This is a genomic window from Alcaligenes sp. AB3, assembly GCF_031844565.1.
GTDB classification, from domain to species: domain Bacteria; phylum Pseudomonadota; class Gammaproteobacteria; order Burkholderiales; family Burkholderiaceae_B; genus Alcaligenes; species Alcaligenes faecalis.
In genome coordinates, this window is sequence record NZ_JAUZVM010000012.1 from 13,791 (window position 1) to 32,160 (window position 18,370).

21 protein-coding genes are annotated in these 18,370 nt (G+C 56.4%); 12 read left to right on the top strand and 9 right to left on the bottom strand.

Annotation, left to right across the window (positions count from 1 at the left end; translation table 11 throughout):
- The first annotated feature begins 61 nt into the window (after window positions 1-61).
- Genes ribBA through Q9R35_RS17370 form a run of 6 tightly spaced genes read left to right on the top strand, consistent with a single transcriptional unit; the run spans window position 62 to window position 4,240 of the window.
- Window positions 62-1,228: a bifunctional 3,4-dihydroxy-2-butanone-4-phosphate synthase/GTP cyclohydrolase II gene (gene ribBA, locus Q9R35_RS17345; RefSeq protein WP_042488800.1), complete on the top strand. Its 1,167-nt coding sequence runs from the start codon at window positions 62-64 to the stop codon at window positions 1,226-1,228.
- Window positions 1,229-1,242: 14 nt separating this feature from the next.
- Window positions 1,243-1,761 (top strand): 6,7-dimethyl-8-ribityllumazine synthase, encoded by a 519-nt coding sequence (gene ribH / locus Q9R35_RS17350; RefSeq protein WP_042488798.1) that lies wholly within the window; start codon window positions 1,243-1,245, stop codon window positions 1,759-1,761.
- Entirely contained in the window at window positions 1,715-2,230 is a 516-nt protein-coding gene (gene nusB, locus Q9R35_RS17355) for a transcription antitermination factor NusB (protein WP_042488795.1), read from the top strand. The genes ribH and nusB overlap by 47 nt, the downstream gene beginning before the upstream one ends.
- A 13-nt stretch (window positions 2,231-2,243) precedes the next feature.
- Window positions 2,244-3,206, top strand: a complete 963-nt coding sequence (gene thiL / locus Q9R35_RS17360) for a thiamine-phosphate kinase (RefSeq protein ID WP_042488792.1) — start codon at window positions 2,244-2,246, stop codon at window positions 3,204-3,206.
- Window positions 3,207-3,215: 9 nt separating this feature from the next.
- Window positions 3,216-3,737, top strand: coding sequence for a phosphatidylglycerophosphatase A (locus Q9R35_RS17365; protein ID WP_035275669.1), 522 nt, complete (start codon window positions 3,216-3,218; stop codon window positions 3,735-3,737).
- Window positions 3,734-4,240, top strand: a complete 507-nt coding sequence (locus Q9R35_RS17370) for a CinA family protein (protein WP_026485462.1) — start codon at window positions 3,734-3,736, stop codon at window positions 4,238-4,240. Before Q9R35_RS17365 ends, Q9R35_RS17370 begins: the two co-directional genes overlap by 4 nt.
- Window positions 4,241-4,244: 4 nt before the next feature.
- Here Q9R35_RS17370 and Q9R35_RS17375 read toward each other — a convergent pair whose 3' ends face one another.
- Window positions 4,245-5,045, bottom strand: coding sequence for an IclR family transcriptional regulator C-terminal domain-containing protein (locus Q9R35_RS17375; protein WP_042488788.1), 801 nt, complete (start codon window positions 5,043-5,045; stop codon window positions 4,245-4,247).
- 149 nt (window positions 5,046-5,194) lie between these two features.
- Between Q9R35_RS17375 and Q9R35_RS17380 the strand changes: the two genes are divergently transcribed.
- Together Q9R35_RS17380 and Q9R35_RS17385 are read left to right on the top strand one after the other, a co-directional pair.
- Window positions 5,195-6,181, top strand: coding sequence for a tripartite tricarboxylate transporter substrate binding protein (locus Q9R35_RS17380; protein ID WP_252605436.1), 987 nt, complete (start codon window positions 5,195-5,197; stop codon window positions 6,179-6,181).
- A gap of 26 nt (window positions 6,182-6,207) precedes the next feature.
- Window positions 6,208-7,455 carry a CaiB/BaiF CoA-transferase family protein gene (locus Q9R35_RS17385; RefSeq protein ID WP_311220196.1) on the top strand — a complete coding sequence of 416 codons (1,248 nt, stop codon included), beginning with the start codon at window positions 6,208-6,210 and terminating at the stop codon, window positions 7,453-7,455.
- A gap of 176 nt (window positions 7,456-7,631) precedes the next feature.
- Here the strand turns inward: Q9R35_RS17385 and pyrF are convergent, their stop codons facing one another.
- From pyrF to Q9R35_RS17405, 4 genes are all read right to left on the bottom strand, one after another.
- Window positions 7,632-8,459 (bottom strand): orotidine-5'-phosphate decarboxylase, encoded by an 828-nt coding sequence (gene pyrF, locus Q9R35_RS17390; protein ID WP_042488778.1) that lies wholly within the window; start codon window positions 8,457-8,459, stop codon window positions 7,632-7,634.
- A gap of 5 nt (window positions 8,460-8,464) precedes the next feature.
- Window positions 8,465-8,848 carry a diacylglycerol kinase gene (locus Q9R35_RS17395; protein WP_042488775.1) on the bottom strand — a complete coding sequence of 128 codons (384 nt, stop codon included), beginning with the start codon at window positions 8,846-8,848 and terminating at the stop codon, window positions 8,465-8,467.
- Window positions 8,849-9,002: 154 nt separating this feature from the next.
- Entirely contained in the window at window positions 9,003-10,649 is a 1,647-nt protein-coding gene (gene groL / locus Q9R35_RS17400; protein WP_042488773.1) for a chaperonin GroEL, read from the bottom strand.
- Between the two features lie 34 nt (window positions 10,650-10,683).
- Window positions 10,684-10,971, bottom strand: a complete 288-nt coding sequence (locus tag Q9R35_RS17405) for a co-chaperone GroES (RefSeq protein WP_009454802.1) — start codon at window positions 10,969-10,971, stop codon at window positions 10,684-10,686.
- A 321-nt stretch (window positions 10,972-11,292) separates the two neighbouring features.
- On the opposite strand from Q9R35_RS17405, the gene Q9R35_RS17410 reads away from it, so the two are divergent.
- Together Q9R35_RS17410 and Q9R35_RS17415 are read left to right on the top strand one after the other, a co-directional pair.
- Entirely contained in the window at window positions 11,293-12,126 is an 834-nt protein-coding gene (locus Q9R35_RS17410) for an aminoglycoside phosphotransferase family protein (RefSeq protein ID WP_311220197.1), read from the top strand.
- 15 nt (window positions 12,127-12,141) lie between these two features.
- Window positions 12,142-12,471 (top strand): hypothetical protein, encoded by a 330-nt coding sequence (locus Q9R35_RS17415; RefSeq protein WP_157664305.1) that lies wholly within the window; start codon window positions 12,142-12,144, stop codon window positions 12,469-12,471.
- Window positions 12,472-12,544: 73 nt separating this feature from the next.
- On the opposite strand, the gene iaaH is transcribed toward Q9R35_RS17415, so the two are convergent.
- The 4 genes from iaaH to Q9R35_RS17435 all read right to left on the bottom strand — a co-directional run bounded on the left by iaaH (window position 12,545) and on the right by Q9R35_RS17435 (window position 16,781).
- Entirely contained in the window at window positions 12,545-13,963 is a 1,419-nt protein-coding gene (gene iaaH, locus Q9R35_RS17420) for an indoleacetamide hydrolase (RefSeq protein WP_311220198.1), read from the bottom strand.
- A 122-nt stretch (window positions 13,964-14,085) separates the two neighbouring features.
- The gene (locus tag Q9R35_RS17425; protein ID WP_042488765.1) at window positions 14,086-15,231 is read right to left on the bottom strand and encodes a diguanylate cyclase; all 1,146 of its coding nucleotides are present in this window, start codon (window positions 15,229-15,231) and stop codon (window positions 14,086-14,088) included.
- Window positions 15,232-15,363: 132 nt separating this feature from the next.
- Window positions 15,364-15,564, bottom strand: a complete 201-nt coding sequence (locus Q9R35_RS17430; protein WP_009454811.1) for a hypothetical protein — start codon at window positions 15,562-15,564, stop codon at window positions 15,364-15,366.
- A gap of 515 nt (window positions 15,565-16,079) precedes the next feature.
- Window positions 16,080-16,781: a pirin family protein gene (locus Q9R35_RS17435; RefSeq protein ID WP_042488761.1), complete on the bottom strand. Its 702-nt coding sequence runs from the start codon at window positions 16,779-16,781 to the stop codon at window positions 16,080-16,082.
- A gap of 97 nt (window positions 16,782-16,878) precedes the next feature.
- On the opposite strand from Q9R35_RS17435, the gene Q9R35_RS17440 reads away from it, so the two are divergent.
- Both Q9R35_RS17440 and Q9R35_RS17445 read left to right on the top strand, forming a co-directional pair.
- Window positions 16,879-17,796, top strand: a complete 918-nt coding sequence (locus Q9R35_RS17440) for a LysR family transcriptional regulator (RefSeq protein ID WP_042488758.1) — start codon at window positions 16,879-16,881, stop codon at window positions 17,794-17,796.
- Window positions 17,797-17,857: 61 nt separating this feature from the next.
- Window positions 17,858-18,325, top strand: coding sequence for a nuclear transport factor 2 family protein (locus tag Q9R35_RS17445; protein ID WP_042488755.1), 468 nt, complete (start codon window positions 17,858-17,860; stop codon window positions 18,323-18,325).
- Window positions 18,326-18,370: the final 45 nt, after the last annotated feature.

The following is an 18,370-nucleotide window of genomic DNA, read 5'->3' on the forward strand; positions in this document are numbered from 1 at the left end:
CCGCCGGGGCCTGGGTGTCGTAAAATGGCCTTAATTATTATCTGTCTGAGCAAAGAGCACGATGAATCAAGAAATTCAGTCCGACGCTGGTCAACTGGGCGCCAGTCCAATCGCTCCCGTTCCAGAGATTGTTGAAGAGCTGCGCGCAGGTCGCATGGTTATTCTGGTTGACGAAGAGGACCGCGAAAACGAAGGCGATCTGGTCATGGCCGCCGAATTCGTGAATGCCGAAGCGATCAACTTCATGGTGACTCATGGTCGCGGTCTGGTTTGCCTGACCCTGACCGAAGAGCGTTGCCGCCAACTGGACCTGCCTTTGATGGCCACCCGTAATGGCACGCGTTTTGGCACCAACTTCACGGTGTCGATCGAAGCGGCTGAAGGCGTGGAAACCGGGATTTCTGCGGCTGACCGTGCCCGTACCGTGCAAGCGGCCGTGGCCCGTGATGCGCGTCCGATTGACCTGGTGCAGCCAGGCCACATTTTTCCGCTGAAGGCGGCCAAAGGTGGCGTGCTGGTGCGTGCCGGTCATACCGAAGCGGGCTGTGACCTGACGGCAATGGCCGGTTTGACCCCAGCTGCTGTCATTTGCGAAGTGCTTAATCCTGACGGCACCATGGCGCGCTTGCCGGATTTGCTGGTGTTCGCCCGCGAGCATGGCATCAAGGTTGGCACCATTGCGGACCTGATCCAGTACCGCAGCGAACACGAATCCATGATCGAGCGTCTGCACAAGAAACCCGTCAAGACCCCTTACGGTGAATTTGAGTGCCACGCCTACCGTGATCTGTCTTCTGGTGGCCTGCATCTGGCGCTGGTGCACGGTGAAATCAGCCCCGACGTGGAAACTCTGGTCCGTGTGCATGAACCGACTACCGTGCTGGATGTCTTGATTGAGGGCGATGTGGGCCACAGCTGGACCCTGCCCACTGCGCTGCGTACCGTGGCCAAATCCGACAGCGGTGTTGTGTTGCTGATGAATTGTCAGAACTCCGAAGAAGAGAGTTTTGAGCAGATCCAGGCTTGGGGCGCAGACAGCCCGGCACAAACGCCACGCGGTCGTCCTAGCCGCAATGATTTGCGCACGTATGGAATTGGTGCACAAATTTTGCGTGACCTCAATGTTGGCAAAGCCCGTTTGATGTCGCGACCACGTAAAATGCCAAGCATGGCCGGGTTTGCATTGACCGTGACGGGTTACCATAGCGAACCAGACTCTCAATCCTAAGCGGAGCTTCCAACATGAATCCTTACATTGTTACCCCTGACCTGAACGGGGAAGGTCTGCACATTGGTATTGTGCGTGCACGTTTTAACGAATCCATCGGCCTGACCGAATTGGAAGCCTGCCTGAAAGAGCTGGAGGCTCTGGGTGTGGACGAGCGCGACGTGACTGTTCTGTCCGTACCTGGCGCGTTGGAATTGGGCATTACTCTGGGCCAGATGGCCGAAACCGGCGAGTTTGATGCCCTGATCGCTCTGGGCGCCGTTATCCGCGGCGACACCTACCACTTTGAAGTGGTCAGCAATGAAAGCGCTTCGGCCATTACCCAAGTCTCCCTGGCAACCGGTATTCCTGTTGCCAACGGTGTACTGACCACCAACACAGATGAACAAGCCGAAGTTCGCGCTGCTGAAAAGGGTCGCGATTGCGCCCGTACAGCGGTCGAGCTGGGCAATCTTATCGCCGTCCTCGAACCCGAGCTGGACGACGATGAGGACGAAGATTACGAGGACGAAGATCTTGACGACGACAAATAAAGTCCCGGCCAGCAAGGCCAACGGACGATCCGCGCGCCGCCGCTCGCGCGAATTTGCCCTGCAGGGCATCTACTCCTGGCTTTTGCGAGGGGCAGATGGCCTGCAGGAAGCTACCTCCATCGACGCCCATATCCGGGGTGACGAGGAGTTTGGCGAAGCCGATGCCGCCTGGTTCAAAACCTTGCTGTTCGGCGTAATGCGCGAAGCCCCCGTGCTGCGCGAACGCTTTTTGCCTTATGTTGATCGTCCTTTGGAAGAGCTCTCTCCCATCGAACATGGCATCTTGCTGATTGGCAGCTACGAACTGGTGCATCACGTTGAAGTGCCTTACCGCGTTGCCATTAATGAAGCCGTTGAACTGGCCAAATCTTTTGGCGGTACGGACGGTTTCAAATTCGTGAATGGCGTGCTGGACAAACTGGCCGCCGACGTACGCGCACCGGAAGTTGCCAAGCAGGCCCGCCGCTAAAACGGGGCGTGCCGTGCTGAACGAGTTCGGTCTTATCCAGCAGTATTTCAATCGTCCCGCTCCCGAAGGTTATTTGGGAGTGGGTGACGATTGTGCCCTTTTTACTCCGACACCCGGTTGGCAACTGGCCAGCAGCGTGGATCTTCTGATCGAAGGGCAACATTTCTTTCCTGACGTGGACCCCTTTCTCTTGGGGCACAAGGCGCTGGCCGTGAATCTGTCGGACCTGGGCGCCATGGGAGCCAAACCACGCGCCTGCCTGCTGGCTTTATCCATGCCCGAAGTCCGGCCCGAATGGCTGGCCGCATTCTCCAAAGGTTTGTTCCAGTTGGCCGATCAGGCGCAATGTCCCTTGATTGGCGGTGATACCACGCGCAGCAAGCAAGGTGTGGTCATCAGCATCACGGTGCTGGGTGAAGTCCCGGCGGGGCAGGCTTTGCAACGCAGTGAGGCCCGGCCTGGTGACGATATCTGGTTGACGGGCACCCTGGGGGCGGCAGACATTGCCTTGCGTCTCCTGCAAGGTCGCCTGGCTTCGGATCCGGATCGACTGGCTGCCAGCCGCCCAGCCCTGGAGCAACCCTGGCCGCCGTATCGCCTGGGACATGCTCTGGCAGGTTTGGCTCATGCCGCCATTGATGTATCGGATGGTTTGGTCCAGGATCTGGGCCATATCGCCAAAGCCAGCCAATGTGCTGCCCATCTGGATTGGGATGCCTTGCCGCTGGACCCTTCCCTGAAAGGCTTGCCTGCCGACTTGCAACGTGAAGCGGTTCTGGTGGGCGGCGACGTTTTTCAGCTGTGTTTCACCGCAGATCCCCTGCGCCGCGAGTCCATCTTGACGCTGGCTCAGCGCGAAGGTGTGCAGCTCAGCCGTATTGGCTCCATGCATGCCGGTAGCGGGGTGCATGTGCGTGATCAACAGGGACTGCATCCTGCCCCTGCCCAGGGCGGTTTCGATCATTTTGGTGGCTGAGTCTGTGTCATGAGCACATTTCCTGATCCTTCCTTGAATCCGATTCAACGTCCTACCCTGGATTGGGTGGTGAAAAAGCCTTGGCGCTTGATTGCTTTTGGTGGCGGTACTGGCGTATTGCGTCCAGGGCCGGGCACTTGGGGCACGGTGCTGGCCTGGGTCTTGTGGGTCTTGGGTCTGCATGTGCTGACCGACACGCAAATGGCCATTTTCTTGCCGGTCACCTTTTTCATTGGTTGTTGGGCTTGTCACCGCACAGGCTACGATCTGGGTGTGTCCGATCACAGCGGCATGAACTGGGATGAGATGGTCGCTTTCTGGCTGGTGCTGTGGCTGATTCCGCAGACCTGGCTGGCACAGGGCATCGCATTCGTTTTATTTCGTTTCTTTGATATTCTCAAACCACCGCCGATCCGCTATTTTGATCGTCGTCTGCATAATGGTTTTGGCGTTATGTGGGACGATCTCCTGGCGGCAGGCTATACCTTGTTGCTGATGGCTGTCTTGGTACGTTTTGGAGTTTTCTCATGAGCGATTACGAGCACGGCAATGCCGCCCTGGCCCTGGGGCGAGCCCTTAAAGATCGCGGCTGGATGGTCGCCTGCGCCGAGTCATGTACAGGTGGCCTGCTGGCTGCTGCCTTGACGGACCTGCCCGGTTCCAGCGCCTGGTTCGAGCGCGGTCTGGTCACCTATAGCAACAAGGCCAAGGTTCAGGAACTGGGTGTGAACCAGGACACCCTGGATCGCTTTGGTGCAGTCAGCGAAGAAACCGCCATGGAAATGGCGGCGGGTGCGCTGGAAGCTACAGCAGATGCAGAGCTGGCTATTTCCACGACCGGCATTGCCGGCCCGGACGGAGCCACCGCGGGCAAGCCGGTTGGCCTGGTGTGCTTTGGTTTTGCACAACGCCGGGGCGACGGTATTGTGACCCGCGCCTCTGCCCGTATCTTTGATGGAGACCGGGCCCAAATCCGTCAGCAGGCCGTGGAATACGCCTTGGCCAGTGCGCTGACCATGCTCAATCCCGCCTGATTGCTCAGGCCGGCAACATCAAACCCAGCTGCCTGGCGCTCGAACGTAGTTCGGGCAGGCAGCGCTGGATCAATTTCTCTTCTGTATCCTGCCAGTCCTTGATGCTGATGCTCATCCCGGCCACGACGCGCCCGCTGGCACTGCGCACGGGTACGCCAATCGCCGTCAAGCCCAGTTCCAGCTCTTCCTTGATCAAGGAATAATCCTTTTCCTGTACCTGCTTTAATTCGCGCAGCAAAGCCTCGCGAGTATGGGCGGTGTATTGCGTCATGATCTTGAAGGGAGCCAGCTCCAGATAGGCGTCCAGCCTGTTTTGTGGCAACTGCGACAGCATCATGCGCCCGATCGAAGTGCAGTGGGCAGGCAGGCGGCTGCCCAGGCCCAAAGACACGGTCAGTACGCGCTGTCGTTGTGCGCGTGCCAGATACAGGATCTCGTCCCCGTCCAGCAAGGCCAGCGCACAGGTTTCACCGACGCGATCACTTAAATCGTCCAGTATGGGCTGGGCCAGACTGACGATGGAGGTCGACGAAAAATAGGCATGGCCCAGTTGCAAAATCGCTGGGCGCAGTTTCCAGAACGCACCTTCCTGCTCCGCATAGCCCAGGGCTTGCAGGGTATAGAGGCAGCGTTGCACCACTGCCCGCGCCAGGCCAGTTTTCAGAGCAATTTCTGCGGCCCGCAATGGTCGTCTTCTGTCTGAAAAAGCCGTAATTACCTGCAGGCCACGGGCCAGCGACTGCATATAGTCCGGGTCGCCCTTGTAGCTGTTGGGGGCGGGACCTGTCTCTTTATTCGTTGTCATTGCTCAGTAAGGGGCAAGGCCTAGTTTTGTTCGATTAACGAACCTGATGGGATTCACAAGAATTATCGATGATAAATTGTAAAAAAAACAAGACTTAGCAATTTAATAATCAAGTTCGTTTATCGAACAAAATAAGTTTGGAGTGATTCATGAAAAAAGTGCTCGCCCGTAAAGTGGCTCCTCTGCTGGCCGGAATGGGTCTGTTGTTTTGTTCCTTGAGCGCGCAAGCCGCGTACCCGGACAAGCCTATCCGTCTGGTTGTGCCCTTTACGCCGGGTGGGGTGACTGACGTGATTGCCCGCGGTGTTGCGCAGCAAATGTCCAAGGATCTGGGCCAGATCATCATTGTGGAAAACAAGCCCGGCGCCAGTGGCATCATTGCTACGGACTTTGTCGCAAAATCCGCCCCTGATGGCTACACCGTCTTGCTGGCCGCGGTGGGTCAGGCGGTGGTGAACAACCACCTCTACAAGAAACTGCCTTACGATCCCGCGCAGGACTTGACGGCTGTTTCGCTGGTGGCCGAAGGGCAGAACGTGCTGGTGGTAAATGCCAAGCAAAGTCCCTTCAATACGGGTGAGGAGCTGATCAGTCACGCTCGCGCCAATCCCGAAGATCTGACCTATGCGTCCTTTGGTAATGGCTCGTCCTCGCACCTGTCGGCAGCGGCCTTTACCACGATGGCCAATATCGATGTTATCCATGCTCCCTACCGTGGCAGCGCACCGGCCATGACGGACCTGCTGGGTGGTCACATCTCCTTCATGTTCGACAGCATGGGCACGGCAATTACGCACATCCACGCTAATACCGTGCGTCCCTTGGCCGTATCCGGTCCCGAGCGTTCCTCCTTGCTGCCAGAGGTTCCTACCTTCGCAGAGCTGGGTCTGGACCAGGGCTATAACGTGACAGCCTGGTTTGGTTTCCACGTCAGCAGCGGCACTCCGGCTGAAATTGTCGAGCGTCTGAGCCAGTCCATGAAAACTGTTAGCCAGAATGCCGAATTTGTTGAAACCTTCCGTCGCCAGGGTGTGGACATCATTTCCTCTACCCCTGCTGAATACGCCGAGTTCCTGCGTCAGGAAGACGAGAAGTTTGGCAGCCTGATCAAGCAAGCCAATATCACGCTGGACTAATCGTTTTTTGAATGGAGCACTGTAACGTGAGCGATCAGCACGCCTCGCAGGCGACGCGTCCTGCCCCTTTGGATGGCATCCGGGTTCTGGATCTGACACGCATTCTGGCTGGTCCATGGTGCACACAGAACCTGGCTGACCTGGGGGCCAATGTCTACAAGATAGAGCGGCCCGAAACCGGCGACGATACCCGCGCCTGGGGCCCGCCCTTTTTACAGACACCTGAAAAGGAAGATACGGCTGAAGCGGCCTACTACTTGTCGGCCAATCGTAACAAACAATCAATCAGCCTGGACATTGCCAGTCAGGAAGGGGCGGATGTGGTGCGTGCCATGGCACGGGAATGCGACATCCTGGTCGAGAACTTCAAGGTAGGCGGCCTGGCCAAGTACGGCCTGGACTACGCCAGCCTGAAAGAGATCAACCCCCGTCTGATCTACTGCTCGATTACCGGCTTTGGCCAGACAGGTCCTTATGCCGAGCGTCCGGGTTATGACTTCATGATCCAGGCCATGGGCGGCATGATGAGCCTGACGGGCGAGCGTGACGACAAGCCCGGCGGTGGCCCCCAGAAAGCGGGGGTTGCGGTGGCGGACCTGATGACGGGCATGTATGCCACCAGCAGCATTCTGGCCGCCTTGTTTGAACGCTCGCGCAGTGGCTTGGGGCAGCATATCGACATTGCTCTGCTGGACTGTCAGGTTGCCATGCTGGCAAACCAGAACATGAACTATCTGGTCAGTGGTCAGGCACCGAAGCGGGCGGGCAATGCGCATCAGAATCTGGTGCCGTATCAGGTGTTTCCGACGGCAGATGGTCACATCATTGTGGCTATCGGCAATAACCGTCAGTTCGCGGCGTACTGCGAAGCGATTGGTCACCCGGAGATTGTTGAGGATTCGCGTTTCAACATTAACAGTCAGCGGGTCAAGCACCGGGATGAGCTGGAGCAAATCCTGAGCGCCGCAATGCAAACACGTCCTAGTGCTTATTGGCTGGACGCCCTGGATAAGATTGGCGTGCCAGCCGGGCCTATCAATGATCTGCATGGTGTGTTCTCGCACCCGCAGGTCCAGGCCCGGAACATGCGGATCGAGCTGGACCACAGCCAGGCTGGCAAGGTCAGCATGACGGCCAGCCCCATGCGTTTTTCAGATAGCCCGGTGTCCTACCGCATGGCTCCACCGCAGTTGGGCGAGCATACCGAGCAGGCGCTGGAGAGTTTGCTGGGGGCGGATAGCCTGGAACTGAAGCAGTGGCGTAACCGGAACTAGATTGCGTAGTTCAAAATAAAAAGCCCCGCTCGTTTGGGATTGAATCCAAGTGAGTGGGGCTTTCTTGTATCTACACTAATTGCTGTCGCTGTCGCTGTCGCTGTCGCTGTCGCTGTCGCTGTCGCTGTCGCTGTCGCGATCCCCGGACTTGTTCGACAAGCCGGGAGGGCCATCAATCAACGCTGCTTGTTGCGTGCGTCATTAATGGCATTGCGCGTAGCAATTGCTGCAGCTTGTGCGGCATCACGCCAGTCATCGCCACGGCTGGCGTACAGAATGGCACGCGAGGAGTTGATCATCATGCCGTTGCCTTGGGAGTCCATACCAGCGGCAACCGTGGCGACCACGTCGCCACCTTGCGCGCCAATGCCGGGCACCAGCAAAGGCATGTCACCAATACGGGCGCGCACTTTGCCAATTTCATCAGGGAAGGTTGCGCCCACCACCAAAGCACATTGGCCGTTCGTATTCCATTTCTCTGCCACCAGGCTGGCTACGTGCAAGTACAGTGGGGTGCCGTCGGCCATTTCCATGAATTGCAGGTCCGAGCCGCCGGGGTTAGAGGTGCGGCACAGCACGATCACGCCCTTGTCCTTGTGCTCCAGATACGGCTCTACCGAGTCAAAACCCATGTAAGGGCTGACGGTGACGGCATCTGCACGGTAGCGCTCAAAGGCTTCGCGCGCGTACTGCTCGGCTGTCGAACCCACGTCCCCACGCTTGGCATCCAGAACGATGGGCAGGTGAGGGTAGCGGCTGCGAATGTAGTCGCACAGGTCTTGCAACTGATCCTCGGCACCCTGAGCGGCAAAGTAGGCAATCTGCGGTTTGATGCCACAGGTGTAGTCGGCGGTGACGTCCACAATCGTTTTGCAGAACTCGTAAATCGCGCCGGGTTTGTCGGCCAGCTCCAAAGGCAGGCGGGCAGGGTCTGGGTCCAGACCCACCATCAGCATGGATTGGTTGTCCGTCCAGGCACGGTTCAGTTTTTCTATGAATGTCATGGGAATCAGGAAAGTAAACGGCTATACAAAAAGCTGAGCCAGACGGCACCAGCAAAAATAAGGGACAGCAGCACGGCAGCACTGGCCAGATCCTTGGCCCGCCCGATCAAGGGGTGGTGCTCCAGGGTAATCGTGTCGGCCAGGGCTTCCAGGGCCGAGTTCAGTAGTTCCACCACCAGCACAAAGATCAGTGTGCCCAGCAAGACCAGAATCTCCGCCGGGGTTTGTCCCAGCCAGAATGCCAGTGGCGTCAGGACGACGGCCAGTGCCAGTTCCTGGCGAAAGGCAGCCTCATGGCGCAGGGCGGCGGCCAGGCCTTGCCCGGAGTAGCGCAAGGCATTGAACAGGCGGCCCAAACCACCTTTGCTTTTGAATGGAGAGTCTGACATGAAGGAAGCTGCTGATTGAAGTGCCCTGATTATAGGGGTTTGCTTGGACGAAAAAAAACCGGATGGAAAAATCCATCCGGTTTTTGTACTAAAAGCGTGGCGATCAGGGCAGAAGTGATCAATTTCCGCCCGGATCGGGGTGCTGATGTGTGGCTTAGAAGCCGCCCATACCACCCATACCACCCATGCCACCCATGTCAGGCATGGCTGGAGCAGGTTTGTCTTCCACGATTTCGGTTACGGCCACTTCGGTGGTCAGCAACAGGCTGGCGATCGAAGCTGCGTTTTGCAGAGCAGTACGAGTCACCTTGGTTGGGTCCAGAACGCCTTGCTCGACCAGGTCACCGTATTCGCCAGTAGCGGCGTTGTAACCGTAGGTGCCGGTGCCGCTGGCTACTTGGTTGACAACCACGCTGGCTTCTTCGCCGGCGTTGGAGACGATGGTGCGCAAAGGAGCTTCGATAGCACGCAGGATCAGCTTGATACCGGCGTCTTGGTCGGTGTTGTCGCCTTTCAGTTGGGCAACAGCTGCGCGGGCACGAATCAGTGCAACGCCACCGCCAGGAACGATACCTTCTTCGACGGCTGCGCGAGTAGCGTGCAGGGCGTCTTCAACGCGGGCTTTCTTCTCTTTCATTTCGACTTCGGTGGCAGCGCCAACGCGAATCACGGCAACACCGCCAGCCAGCTTGGCCACGCGCTCTTGCAGTTTTTCACGGTCGTAGTCGGAAGTGGACTCTTCGATCTGAACGCGGATTTGTTTCACGCGAGCTTCTATGTCGGTGCCATTGCCAGCGCCGTCGATGATCGTGGTGTTTTCCTTGGCCACTTCAATGCGCTTGGCCTGACCCAGGTCGTCCAGAGTCGCTTTTTCCAGGGACATACCGGTTTCTTCGGAGATCACGGTACCGCCAGTCAGGATAGCGATGTCTTCCAGCATGGCTTTGCGACGATCGCCAAAGCCAGGAGCTTTAACGGCGGTAGTCTTCAGAATGCCACGGATGTTGTTCACAACCAGAGTAGCCAGGGCTTCGCCTTCCACGTCTTCAGCAACGATCAGCAAAGGACGGCTGGTCTTGGCAACTTGTTCCAGAACGGGCAGCAGATCACGGATGTTGGAGATTTTCTTGTCGAAAATCAGCACAAACGGATCGTCCAGAACAGCAACTTGCTTGTCAGCGTTGTTGATGAAGTAAGGGGACAGGTAGCCGCGGTCAAACTGCATACCTTCGACCACGTCCAGTTCGTTTTCCAGGGATTTGCCGTCTTCAACGGTAATCACGCCTTCTTTACCCACTTTGTCCATGGCATTGGCGATGATCTCACCAATGGAGTGGTCGCTGTTGGCGGAGATGGAACCGACCTGAGCAATTTCTTTGCTGGTGGTGCAAGGACGGGACAGTTGACGCAGTTCGTCAACCACAACGCCCACGGCCTTGTCGATACCGCGCTTCAGGTCCATTGGGTTGATGCCGGCGGCAACAAACTTCAGGCCTTCTTCAACGATGGCTTGAGCCAGAACAGTAGCGGTAGTGGTACCGTCACCGGCGTTGTCGGAAGTCTTGGAAGCAACTTCTTTAACCAGTTGAGCACCGATGTTTTCGAACTTGTCTTTCAGTTCGATTTCTTTGGCAACGGACACACCGTCTTTAGTAACGGTAGGAGCGCCGAAAGAGCGGTCCAGAACAACGTTACGGCCTTTAGGGCCCATGGTGGTCTTAACAGCGTTGGCCAGAACGTTAACGCCGCGCACGATGCGGGTACGTGCGTCGTCGCCGAAGTAAACTTGTTTTGCGGTCATGGTTTGAATCCTATTGAATTTTCGTTGGCGGTACTTATTCGATCACGGCGAAGATTTCTTCTTCGCGGATCACCAGCAGCTCTTCACCGTCGATCTTGACGGCTTGGCCGGAGTACTTGCCAAACAGAACTTTGTCGCCGACCTTCAGGTCCAGCGCCAGAACCTTGCCGTCCTCGGTTTTCTTACCGGGGCCAACGGCCAGGATTTCGCCTTGATCGGGCTTTTCAGTCGCGCTCTCGGGGATAACGATACCGGAAGCGGTGGTGCGTTCGTTGTCCAGACGCTTGACGATCACACGATCGTTCAAAGGACGCAGTGCCATGGAGAAACTCCTGTTTAAAGATGACTTTAGTTGTTGGTCCGATTTTGGGGACGAGGCGTTTTAGCACTCAACCCCTTCGAGTGCTAATTATAGGGACGACTTTTCTAATTTCAAGAGCACCAGGGTCGGGCTGTTACATATTTGTCCTGGGGCGTGAAGCATGAGGAAGGGAAACCCCCTGGTTTTGGGACTGTCCGGGCTCGGACTCTTATTGACAGAGCACCTTCGGTTAAGCTGACCGCTTTCGGTCATGGGCGGTCTGTCATGATCGAGCAACGGGATCTCTTTCCATCTACATGAACTTCTACGAAGACAAGGTCGATGTCCACGCTCAAGCTATTCAATACCTTTCTCCAGCGCTGGGGAGCTCAGGCCGTCGGCCAGCCTTTCCGCACCGCGACCAGTGATCTTCTGCCTGTACGCCTAACCGGGAAGCTGGAGGGGCAGCCAGCGATGATCAAGATCACACGAGACCTTGACGAGCGCATCGGCGGGCAAGTGCTGCAATGGTGGGCTGGTGAGGGCGCGGCACATGTTTATGCCCGCGACCCGGATTCAGGAACACTACTGATGGAGCGTGCCACGGGCTCAAGGGTTCTATTACGCATGGCTTTGGAAGGGGAGGATGATGCAGCGACGGCATGTATTTGCCACACCATCGGACAACTGCATTCGCACAGACCCTCGGCACCGCCTGAAAATCTGCGGCCCTTGAGCGATTTTTTTAAGTCGCTAGCACCCATGGCACAGCAGGAAGGCGGGCTTATGGCTGACTGCGCAATAGTGGCCAATGAGCTGCTGCGTGATCAGCGTGAGCAGGTCATCCTGCACGGGGATGCGCACCATAGCAATATCCTCGATTTCGAGCAGCGTGGATGGCTGGCGATAGATCCCAAGCGCGTCATTGGTGAGCACTATTACGACTACGTTAATGTGCTGTGCAACCCAGGCCTTAAAACGAGCACCGATCCAGCGCGCTTTGCGCGACAGTTGGCGGTTGTCATCGATGTTACTGGGCTGGAACGTCAACGCTTGCTTAGATGGGTGATGGCCCATGCTGCTTTGTCAGCCGCCTGGTTTCTGGAGGACGGATTGCGCACCGAGGCCAGCGAAGAGTTGGCCGTTGCGGATATTGCTCGACAGGCCTTAACTTGAGGATTGCATCTCTATGTGATTGCCCATACTCAAGGCAATCAGCTTGCTCACCGTATTGAAGTTGCGTGTAGTAGCAACGACCTTGAGCTTTTTCTCGATGAAATTATTGTTGGCTTTCAGGTCTCGATACCGGCTTGCGCACACGATATAGGCGATGTCATCAATGCCCCGGACCTGATCCGGGGCATGACACCACGCAATAAAAGAATCTGTGTATTCATGGTGTGTGCTTGCTGTGAAGTGGTGATGCTGTCGCGCAGGCGGGAGTTTCAATCCGCTATTTTATGCTGTGTTAAAAAACAGGCCGTACCTCTTGGGGAGTCGGCCTATTTTTTGTTGGGCTGAGGGCATTGGGACATGGCCTGCTATTCAGCCTGGTGCAGTAGCCTGCAGATTGCTTAATCCGTCTTTACGTCGTTTATGCCCGTTTGCTCAAATCCGGTGCCGGTGTCGTTGGCAGCAAAGGATCAATCGCCTGGCAAAGAGCCAGCAACTGATCATCTGCACCGATAGCCGCTTCAATCAGCATCCCCACTGGCAGACCACCTGACAGACCGATAGGCAGTGAGATGCCCGGTGCGCCCAGGTTCGAACCCAGGTCGGTACGCGAGATGTAAGTGTTGAAGGTAGGCACAGCCTTGCCGTTCACCATGGTGGTTTCATCATCACCAATCGGGCAGGCGGTCAGCGGGCTGGTCGGGAAGATCAAGCCACTCACATTGGACTGGCGCAGCAGGTCTGCATAGGCTTGCTGCATCAGGGGGCGGTCTACATTCAGCGCTTCTTCGTAGGCTTCCTGGCTGATGGTGTAGTCGCCGGTAATGGCATCAAAAATCTCTTTTACGTCCGGGCTGTGAATGCCAGCAATCAACTCGTCCAAGCTAATGTCGTACTTGTTTTCGGCCAGGTACAAAGGCAGGTTCTGCAAGGTTTCATACAGCACAATCGGCATGCCGACGCGGGCATTGATCTTCAGAACCGGAGACAGGTCTACATCGACCAGCGTGACACCGGCTTTTTGCAAATCATCCAGAAACGCCAGGGTCACGTCGGCCACACCGGCATCCATATCCTTCCAGAAGCTGTCACGGGGTACGCCCAGACGCAGCTCCTTCAAGGAAGGAGTGGCAATCACAGTGGGGGCCTTCTGGCAGAGCAGGCTGTCCAGCAAGCTGATGTCAGCCAGACTGCGAGTCATGGGGCCTGCTGTATCGCGGGTAGGGGACAAAGGCACAATGCCCTGGCCCGAATAACGGCCCACTGTAGGACGGAAACCGTACAGGCCGCAAAGCGCGGCAGGTAAACGCACCGAAGCGCCCGTATCCGTGCCCAGGCCAGCCGGGAACTGACGAGCTGCCACAACCGTTGCAGTGCCACCGGAAGAGCCGCCGGGAATACGACTTGGATCATAAGGGTTGCGACTGGGGCCCGTAGTGGCGTTATTGGTCGTAATCCCAAAAGCCAGTTCGTGCATCACGGACTTGGCGGGCAGCACGGCACCGGCCTTGCGCAATTGTGCGACTACATCTGCATCTTTCAGCGGCACGCGACCTTGCAGGGCGCCGGTGCTGGACGTGGTGGGCATGTCCGTGGTGTTCAGGTTGTCTTTCATCACCAAAGGCACACCGTCCAGCGCCAAGGCTTCGCCACGGGCGCGGCGTGCGTCAGACTGATCGGCCTGCTGGTAAAACAGCTCTGAATCCAAATGTGCCAGACCGCCCAAATGGGCCATTTCTTGTGACTGTTTGAGCAGCTCGTCGGCAATCTCACGGGCGCTGAACTGGTTTTTTTCCAGACCTGCCAGCAGTTCGCTGGCGCTAAGTTCGGTAAGTGACATGGGGTCTCCTGGGGAGGCGTGAACGCCCCCGGCTTTTGCTGTGATAGTCCTATCAATCAGCATCTAACGGGGCTGTCTTGAAAAAAGAGACTGTAAGGGTATCAGCAAGCAGGAGGAATAACTCAGGACGCCTTCCAAACGACCTTGTTGCGGCCAGCATGCTTGGCTTCGTACAAAAGCCGGTCAGCTTGCTCAATGGCCTGGTTGATGTCGCCATTGCTGTTTAGCTGAACCACACCGAAACTGGCCGTCAGCGTATGCGCCGTGGCCGGGATATGCAGATTCATCACACTGCTGCGCAAACGCTCGGCAACCAGCACGGCGGTATGCAAGCTGGTGCTGCGTATCAGCAAGACAAACTCCTCGCCCCCAAAGCGGGCTGCCAAATCGTCCTGGCGAACCGTGCGAGCCAGTAAGGCCCCGAACTCCTTCAAGGCCCGATCGCCCGCCACATGGCCCCAGGTGTCATTGACCATCTTGAAGTGGTCCAGATCGCAGGTCATGACCGCCCAGCCGCTATGTCCATACAGCTCCAGCCGTTTTTTGACCTGCTCGAAAAAAGCACGACGGTTCAACAAACGGGTCAAAGGGTCCCGGCTGCGCTCATGATCCAGCGTCTGCACAATCGACATGGCCGTACTGGTCAAAATAGCCAGCGCGACCCAAATGCTGATGAACATATTGGTCGCCAGCATCAAGAGCCAAAACCCGGAGCGGGTCAGCTCTGGCTGCATCTCGCGAGGGATCAGTGTGGCCAGCGCAAATACACGAACAAAGGCATAAAGCAAGGCTGTCAGGTAAGAGGCCCGCAACAGCGTTGCCAAAGGAATCGTGCGTGACCTGCCGGACAAGATCGACTTGATGGGCAAAGCAACCAACAAGGCCAGGCCCCAGTTCAGAATTTGTAAACGCAGCCAGAGATCATCATCAATCTGGGAAAAATAAAAAAGCAGCCCCAGCGTGACGAGGACGATTACTCCAGCCAATCTGGGATGAGCACGTCCGCCAAAACGTAAAGCGACCCCATGAGACAAGGCCCAGACACCATATAAATACATAGCAGACAAGGGCAGAGTCCAGCGGGCGAGTTGCTCATTGGGCATCAGGCTATGGATCCCCATAGGAATAGCCGTGGAGATATACCCCGAGGCAATCCAGAGCAGGTAACGGTGATCGCGTAGACGGCTCCAGCAGTAAATCATCGCGATGCCCAGCAATGCCGCGCAGGCAGGGACGATCAGAACGAAATACTGGTTGGGAGAGGACACGGTGTGTTCGCGTGCATTAAGAAGAGTTGAAAACTGGCGTTACAACAATTGTAACGATATTGCTGCAGGGCAGACGCTTATCGATTGAGAACAAACAGTTTAATCAGAGAAAAGAGGAAGTTTTGATCTGCTTTATGAGCCGGTTTCCGTTAAGGGAAGGCTGCGCAGAATGAGAAGGACAGACAAGGGGAAGGATTGTTTACCTAAGCTAAACAAAAAATCAGGAATACTTTTCAAAACCACACCGAAAACAGACAGTTGAGACAGCCCACCTCCAACTGTATTTTTCATGGCAGGAAATTGAGCCACGAAAAATACCCCTGAATCCATCATCAATTAGCTCATAGAGCGGCATTACAGTTACGTTTCGCCCTCAAATTGCTCACGATGCCAGCCACTTGGAGCCCTGCCTGGGTGTCGGGGCGATTCGGAGTACTTGCCGCGGTCAGGAGATAGCGTAGGGGTGCAAGCGCCCTGTTGTTTGACCGGGGCGCTTGTGGTTCGTCCGGGGGACGAACCACCCCGGGAGTTCAGGGTGCGCCCGTAGCTATCTCCTGACAAGGGCACCGGTGCGCAGCACCGGCAAGTGCTCAGCCCGGACACCCAGGCAGGGCTCCAAGTGGCGTCTTTCTGCCAAGGTGGAGTACTGAACAAACGACATTACGCCAGCAAACGGCAAGGCAACCCAAGCGTTCTATTGGGTTGTTTAATTTCCGAGCTGACATATGACCTTAAAAAGACATATATCTTCTCTTACCTGCGTTTATTTTCAGAGCACCAGAACAGCAAAAAGAAGCGGGGGGAGCGCTCAAACGGCCCCCCCCATCTTCAAAACAGCCCTTCCGCAATTACTGCGCCGTCTCAACCAGCACCAGCTCCGCATCCTCCAGCGCCTGAATTTCCAGCGTCGTTTCATTGCGAATCGCCGCCCCATCACGGGCATTCAACTCCAGACCATTTACCGAAACCCGCCCTGTGGCGGGCACCAGATAAGCCAGATGCTCGGCAGGCAAAGACAGAGTCGTGCTTTGACCTTTCTTCAAGGTCGCTCCCAGCACACGGGCCTGGGCACGAATCGGCAAAGCCTCTGCGTCACCCTCAAAACCGCTGGCCAGGGCGACAAACTGCCCCGAACGCTCATCCTTGGGGAAAGGCTTGGCACCCCAGGCAGGCGGCAAACCACGACGCTCTGGCTGAATCCAGATCTGGAAAATCTGCGTCGTGCCATTTTCCAGGTTGTACTCCGCATGGCGAATACCCGTGCCGGCACTCATTACCTGCACATCGCCCGCTTCCGTACGACCTTTGTTGCCCAAACTGTCCTGGTGGCTGATCGCCCCTTCACGCACATACGTAATGATCTCCATATCGGCATGATCGTGAGGCGGAAACCCGGTGTTGGACGCAATCGTGTCGTCATTCCAGACACGCAGGGCACCCCAGCTCATGCGAGCGGGATCGTAGTAATTGGCAAAAGAAAAATGGTGCTTGGCGTCCAGCCAGCCGTGGTTGGCGCCGCCCAGTTCATTAAAAGGCCGATGTTCAATCATGATGCGCTCCTTAATATTGGATACTAAAAAGAATTCTAAGCGTCTAGCTGATTGAATAAAATAGAATCAATAGCATAGAATTCATTCCAAAATTGACATGAAAACACTTCCTGATCTACAGGCATGGGCCATCTTCGCCACCGTGGCGGAGACCGGCTCTTTTGCCCAGGCAGCCGAAGTGCTGGGTCTGTCCCAGCCCACTGTCTCCAAGGCAATCACAAGATTGGAAAAACAGCTGCACGTATCGCTGTTTCACCGCACCTCCCGACGCCTGTCCCTGACAGAAACCGGGCAAGCCAGCCTGGAGCAGGCCCAGGCCGTTCTGGCGGCCGGACAAAGCGCCGAAGCCCTGGCACGCGACCAGAAAGAAAGCCTGCAAGGACGCATCAAAATTGCTGCTCCCATGTCTTTCGGGCTGGAGCATCTGGCCCCTTTGCTGCCAGCCTTCATGGAAAAGCACCCGGCCGTTCTGCTGGACCTGCACTTTAACGACGCCCAGGTGAACATTGTTGAACAAGGCTTCGACATGGCCTTGCGTATCTCGACCATGGATGACTCCAGCCTCCTGGTGCGTCGCCTGTGCAATCTGCGCTTGCGCCTGGTCGCAGCCCCCAGTTACTTGGCCAAGTACGGCAGACCCACTCACCCCAGTGACCTGGCCCAGCATATGAGCCTGCGCTACGCCTACGAGCGTCGTGGTAGTGTCTGGCGCTTTCAGCAAGGGGAAGAGTATTACTCCCAAACCGTGCCCTGCGCCTTGCAAGTCAACAACGCTCAAGCTTTGATCCCACCCTTGCTCCAGGGCCTGGGGCTTAGCGTGCTGCCCCAGTTTCTGCTGGGCGATATGGTCGAGCAAGGGCAACTGGAGGTCGTATTGCCGCAATGGGATCTACCCAGCCTGACCTTGCATCTGCTGACGCCTCCGGGTCGGTCCCGCTCGGCTCGAGTGCAAGCCTTTATCGACTTTCTGGTTGCCGGATTTGAACAAGCACCCTGGGCCGATACCGGCCAGTAAGAGACTGCTTACGTTTTGCCGCTAGACTGTCTGGTCCACTCTTGTTTTCTAGGAGATCACTATGGATAAACGTCCTCCCTTGCCACCTTTCGATCTGGAGAGTGCTCGCCAGAAAGTGCGTGCTGCCGAGGATGCCTGGAATAGCCGCGACCCAGTCAAGGTTTCGCAGGCTTATACCGTGGATACGCGCTGGCGCAATCGCAGCGAATTTCCACAGGGACGCGATCAGGTTCAATCTTTTTTAGAACGCAAATGGCAAAAAGAACGCGAATACCGTTTGATTAAAGAACTCTGGGCCTGGCATGAAAATAGAATTGCCGTGCGTTTTGCCTACGAATGGCAAGATGAATACGGGCAATGGTGGCGCAGTTATGGAAATGAAAACTGGGAGTTTGATGAGAATGGCTATATGGCAGTGCGCCATGCCAGCATTAATGATCTGGACATTACCGAGTCCGAGCGCAAATTCCATTGGCCCTTGGGGCGACGCCCCGACGAGCATCCCAGCCTGAGTGAATTAGGCCTGTAACATCCGGCCCGGATACTGGCGGATCTGGGCTATCGTGATGAATAA

Coding starts and splice junctions, on each gene's coding strand:
- Q9R35_RS17445 (WP_042488755.1), top strand. CDS start 17,858: ATGGATAAACGTCCTCCCTTGCCACCTTTCGATCTGGAGAGTGCTCGC.
- Q9R35_RS17410 (WP_311220197.1), top strand. CDS start 11,293: ATGTCCACGCTCAAGCTATTCAATACCTTTCTCCAGCGCTGGGGAGCT.
- Q9R35_RS17380 (WP_252605436.1), top strand. CDS start 5,195: ATGAAAAAAGTGCTCGCCCGTAAAGTGGCTCCTCTGCTGGCCGGAATG.
- Q9R35_RS17440 (WP_042488758.1), top strand. CDS start 16,879: ATGAAAACACTTCCTGATCTACAGGCATGGGCCATCTTCGCCACCGTG.
- Q9R35_RS17395 (WP_042488775.1), bottom strand. CDS start 8,848: ATGTCAGACTCTCCATTCAAAAGCAAAGGTGGTTTGGGCCGCCTGTTC.
- nusB (WP_042488795.1), top strand. CDS start 1,715: ATGAGGACGAAGATTACGAGGACGAAGATCTTGACGACGACAAATAAA.
- ribH (WP_042488798.1), top strand. CDS start 1,243: ATGAATCCTTACATTGTTACCCCTGACCTGAACGGGGAAGGTCTGCAC.
- groL (WP_042488773.1), bottom strand. CDS start 10,649: ATGACCGCAAAACAAGTTTACTTCGGCGACGACGCACGTACCCGCATC.
- iaaH (WP_311220198.1), bottom strand. CDS start 13,963: ATGTCACTTACCGAACTTAGCGCCAGCGAACTGCTGGCAGGTCTGGAA.
- Q9R35_RS17405 (WP_009454802.1), bottom strand. CDS start 10,971: ATGGCACTGCGTCCTTTGAACGATCGTGTGATCGTCAAGCGTCTGGAC.
- Q9R35_RS17375 (WP_042488788.1), bottom strand. CDS start 5,045: ATGACAACGAATAAAGAGACAGGTCCCGCCCCCAACAGCTACAAGGGC.
- Q9R35_RS17370 (WP_026485462.1), top strand. CDS start 3,734: ATGAGCGATTACGAGCACGGCAATGCCGCCCTGGCCCTGGGGCGAGCC.
- Q9R35_RS17430 (WP_009454811.1), bottom strand. CDS start 15,564: ATGATGGATTCAGGGGTATTTTTCGTGGCTCAATTTCCTGCCATGAAA.
- ribBA (WP_042488800.1), top strand. CDS start 62: ATGAATCAAGAAATTCAGTCCGACGCTGGTCAACTGGGCGCCAGTCCA.
- Q9R35_RS17365 (WP_035275669.1), top strand. CDS start 3,216: ATGAGCACATTTCCTGATCCTTCCTTGAATCCGATTCAACGTCCTACC.
- pyrF (WP_042488778.1), bottom strand. CDS start 8,459: ATGACATTCATAGAAAAACTGAACCGTGCCTGGACGGACAACCAATCC.
- Q9R35_RS17435 (WP_042488761.1), bottom strand. CDS start 16,781: ATGATTGAACATCGGCCTTTTAATGAACTGGGCGGCGCCAACCACGGC.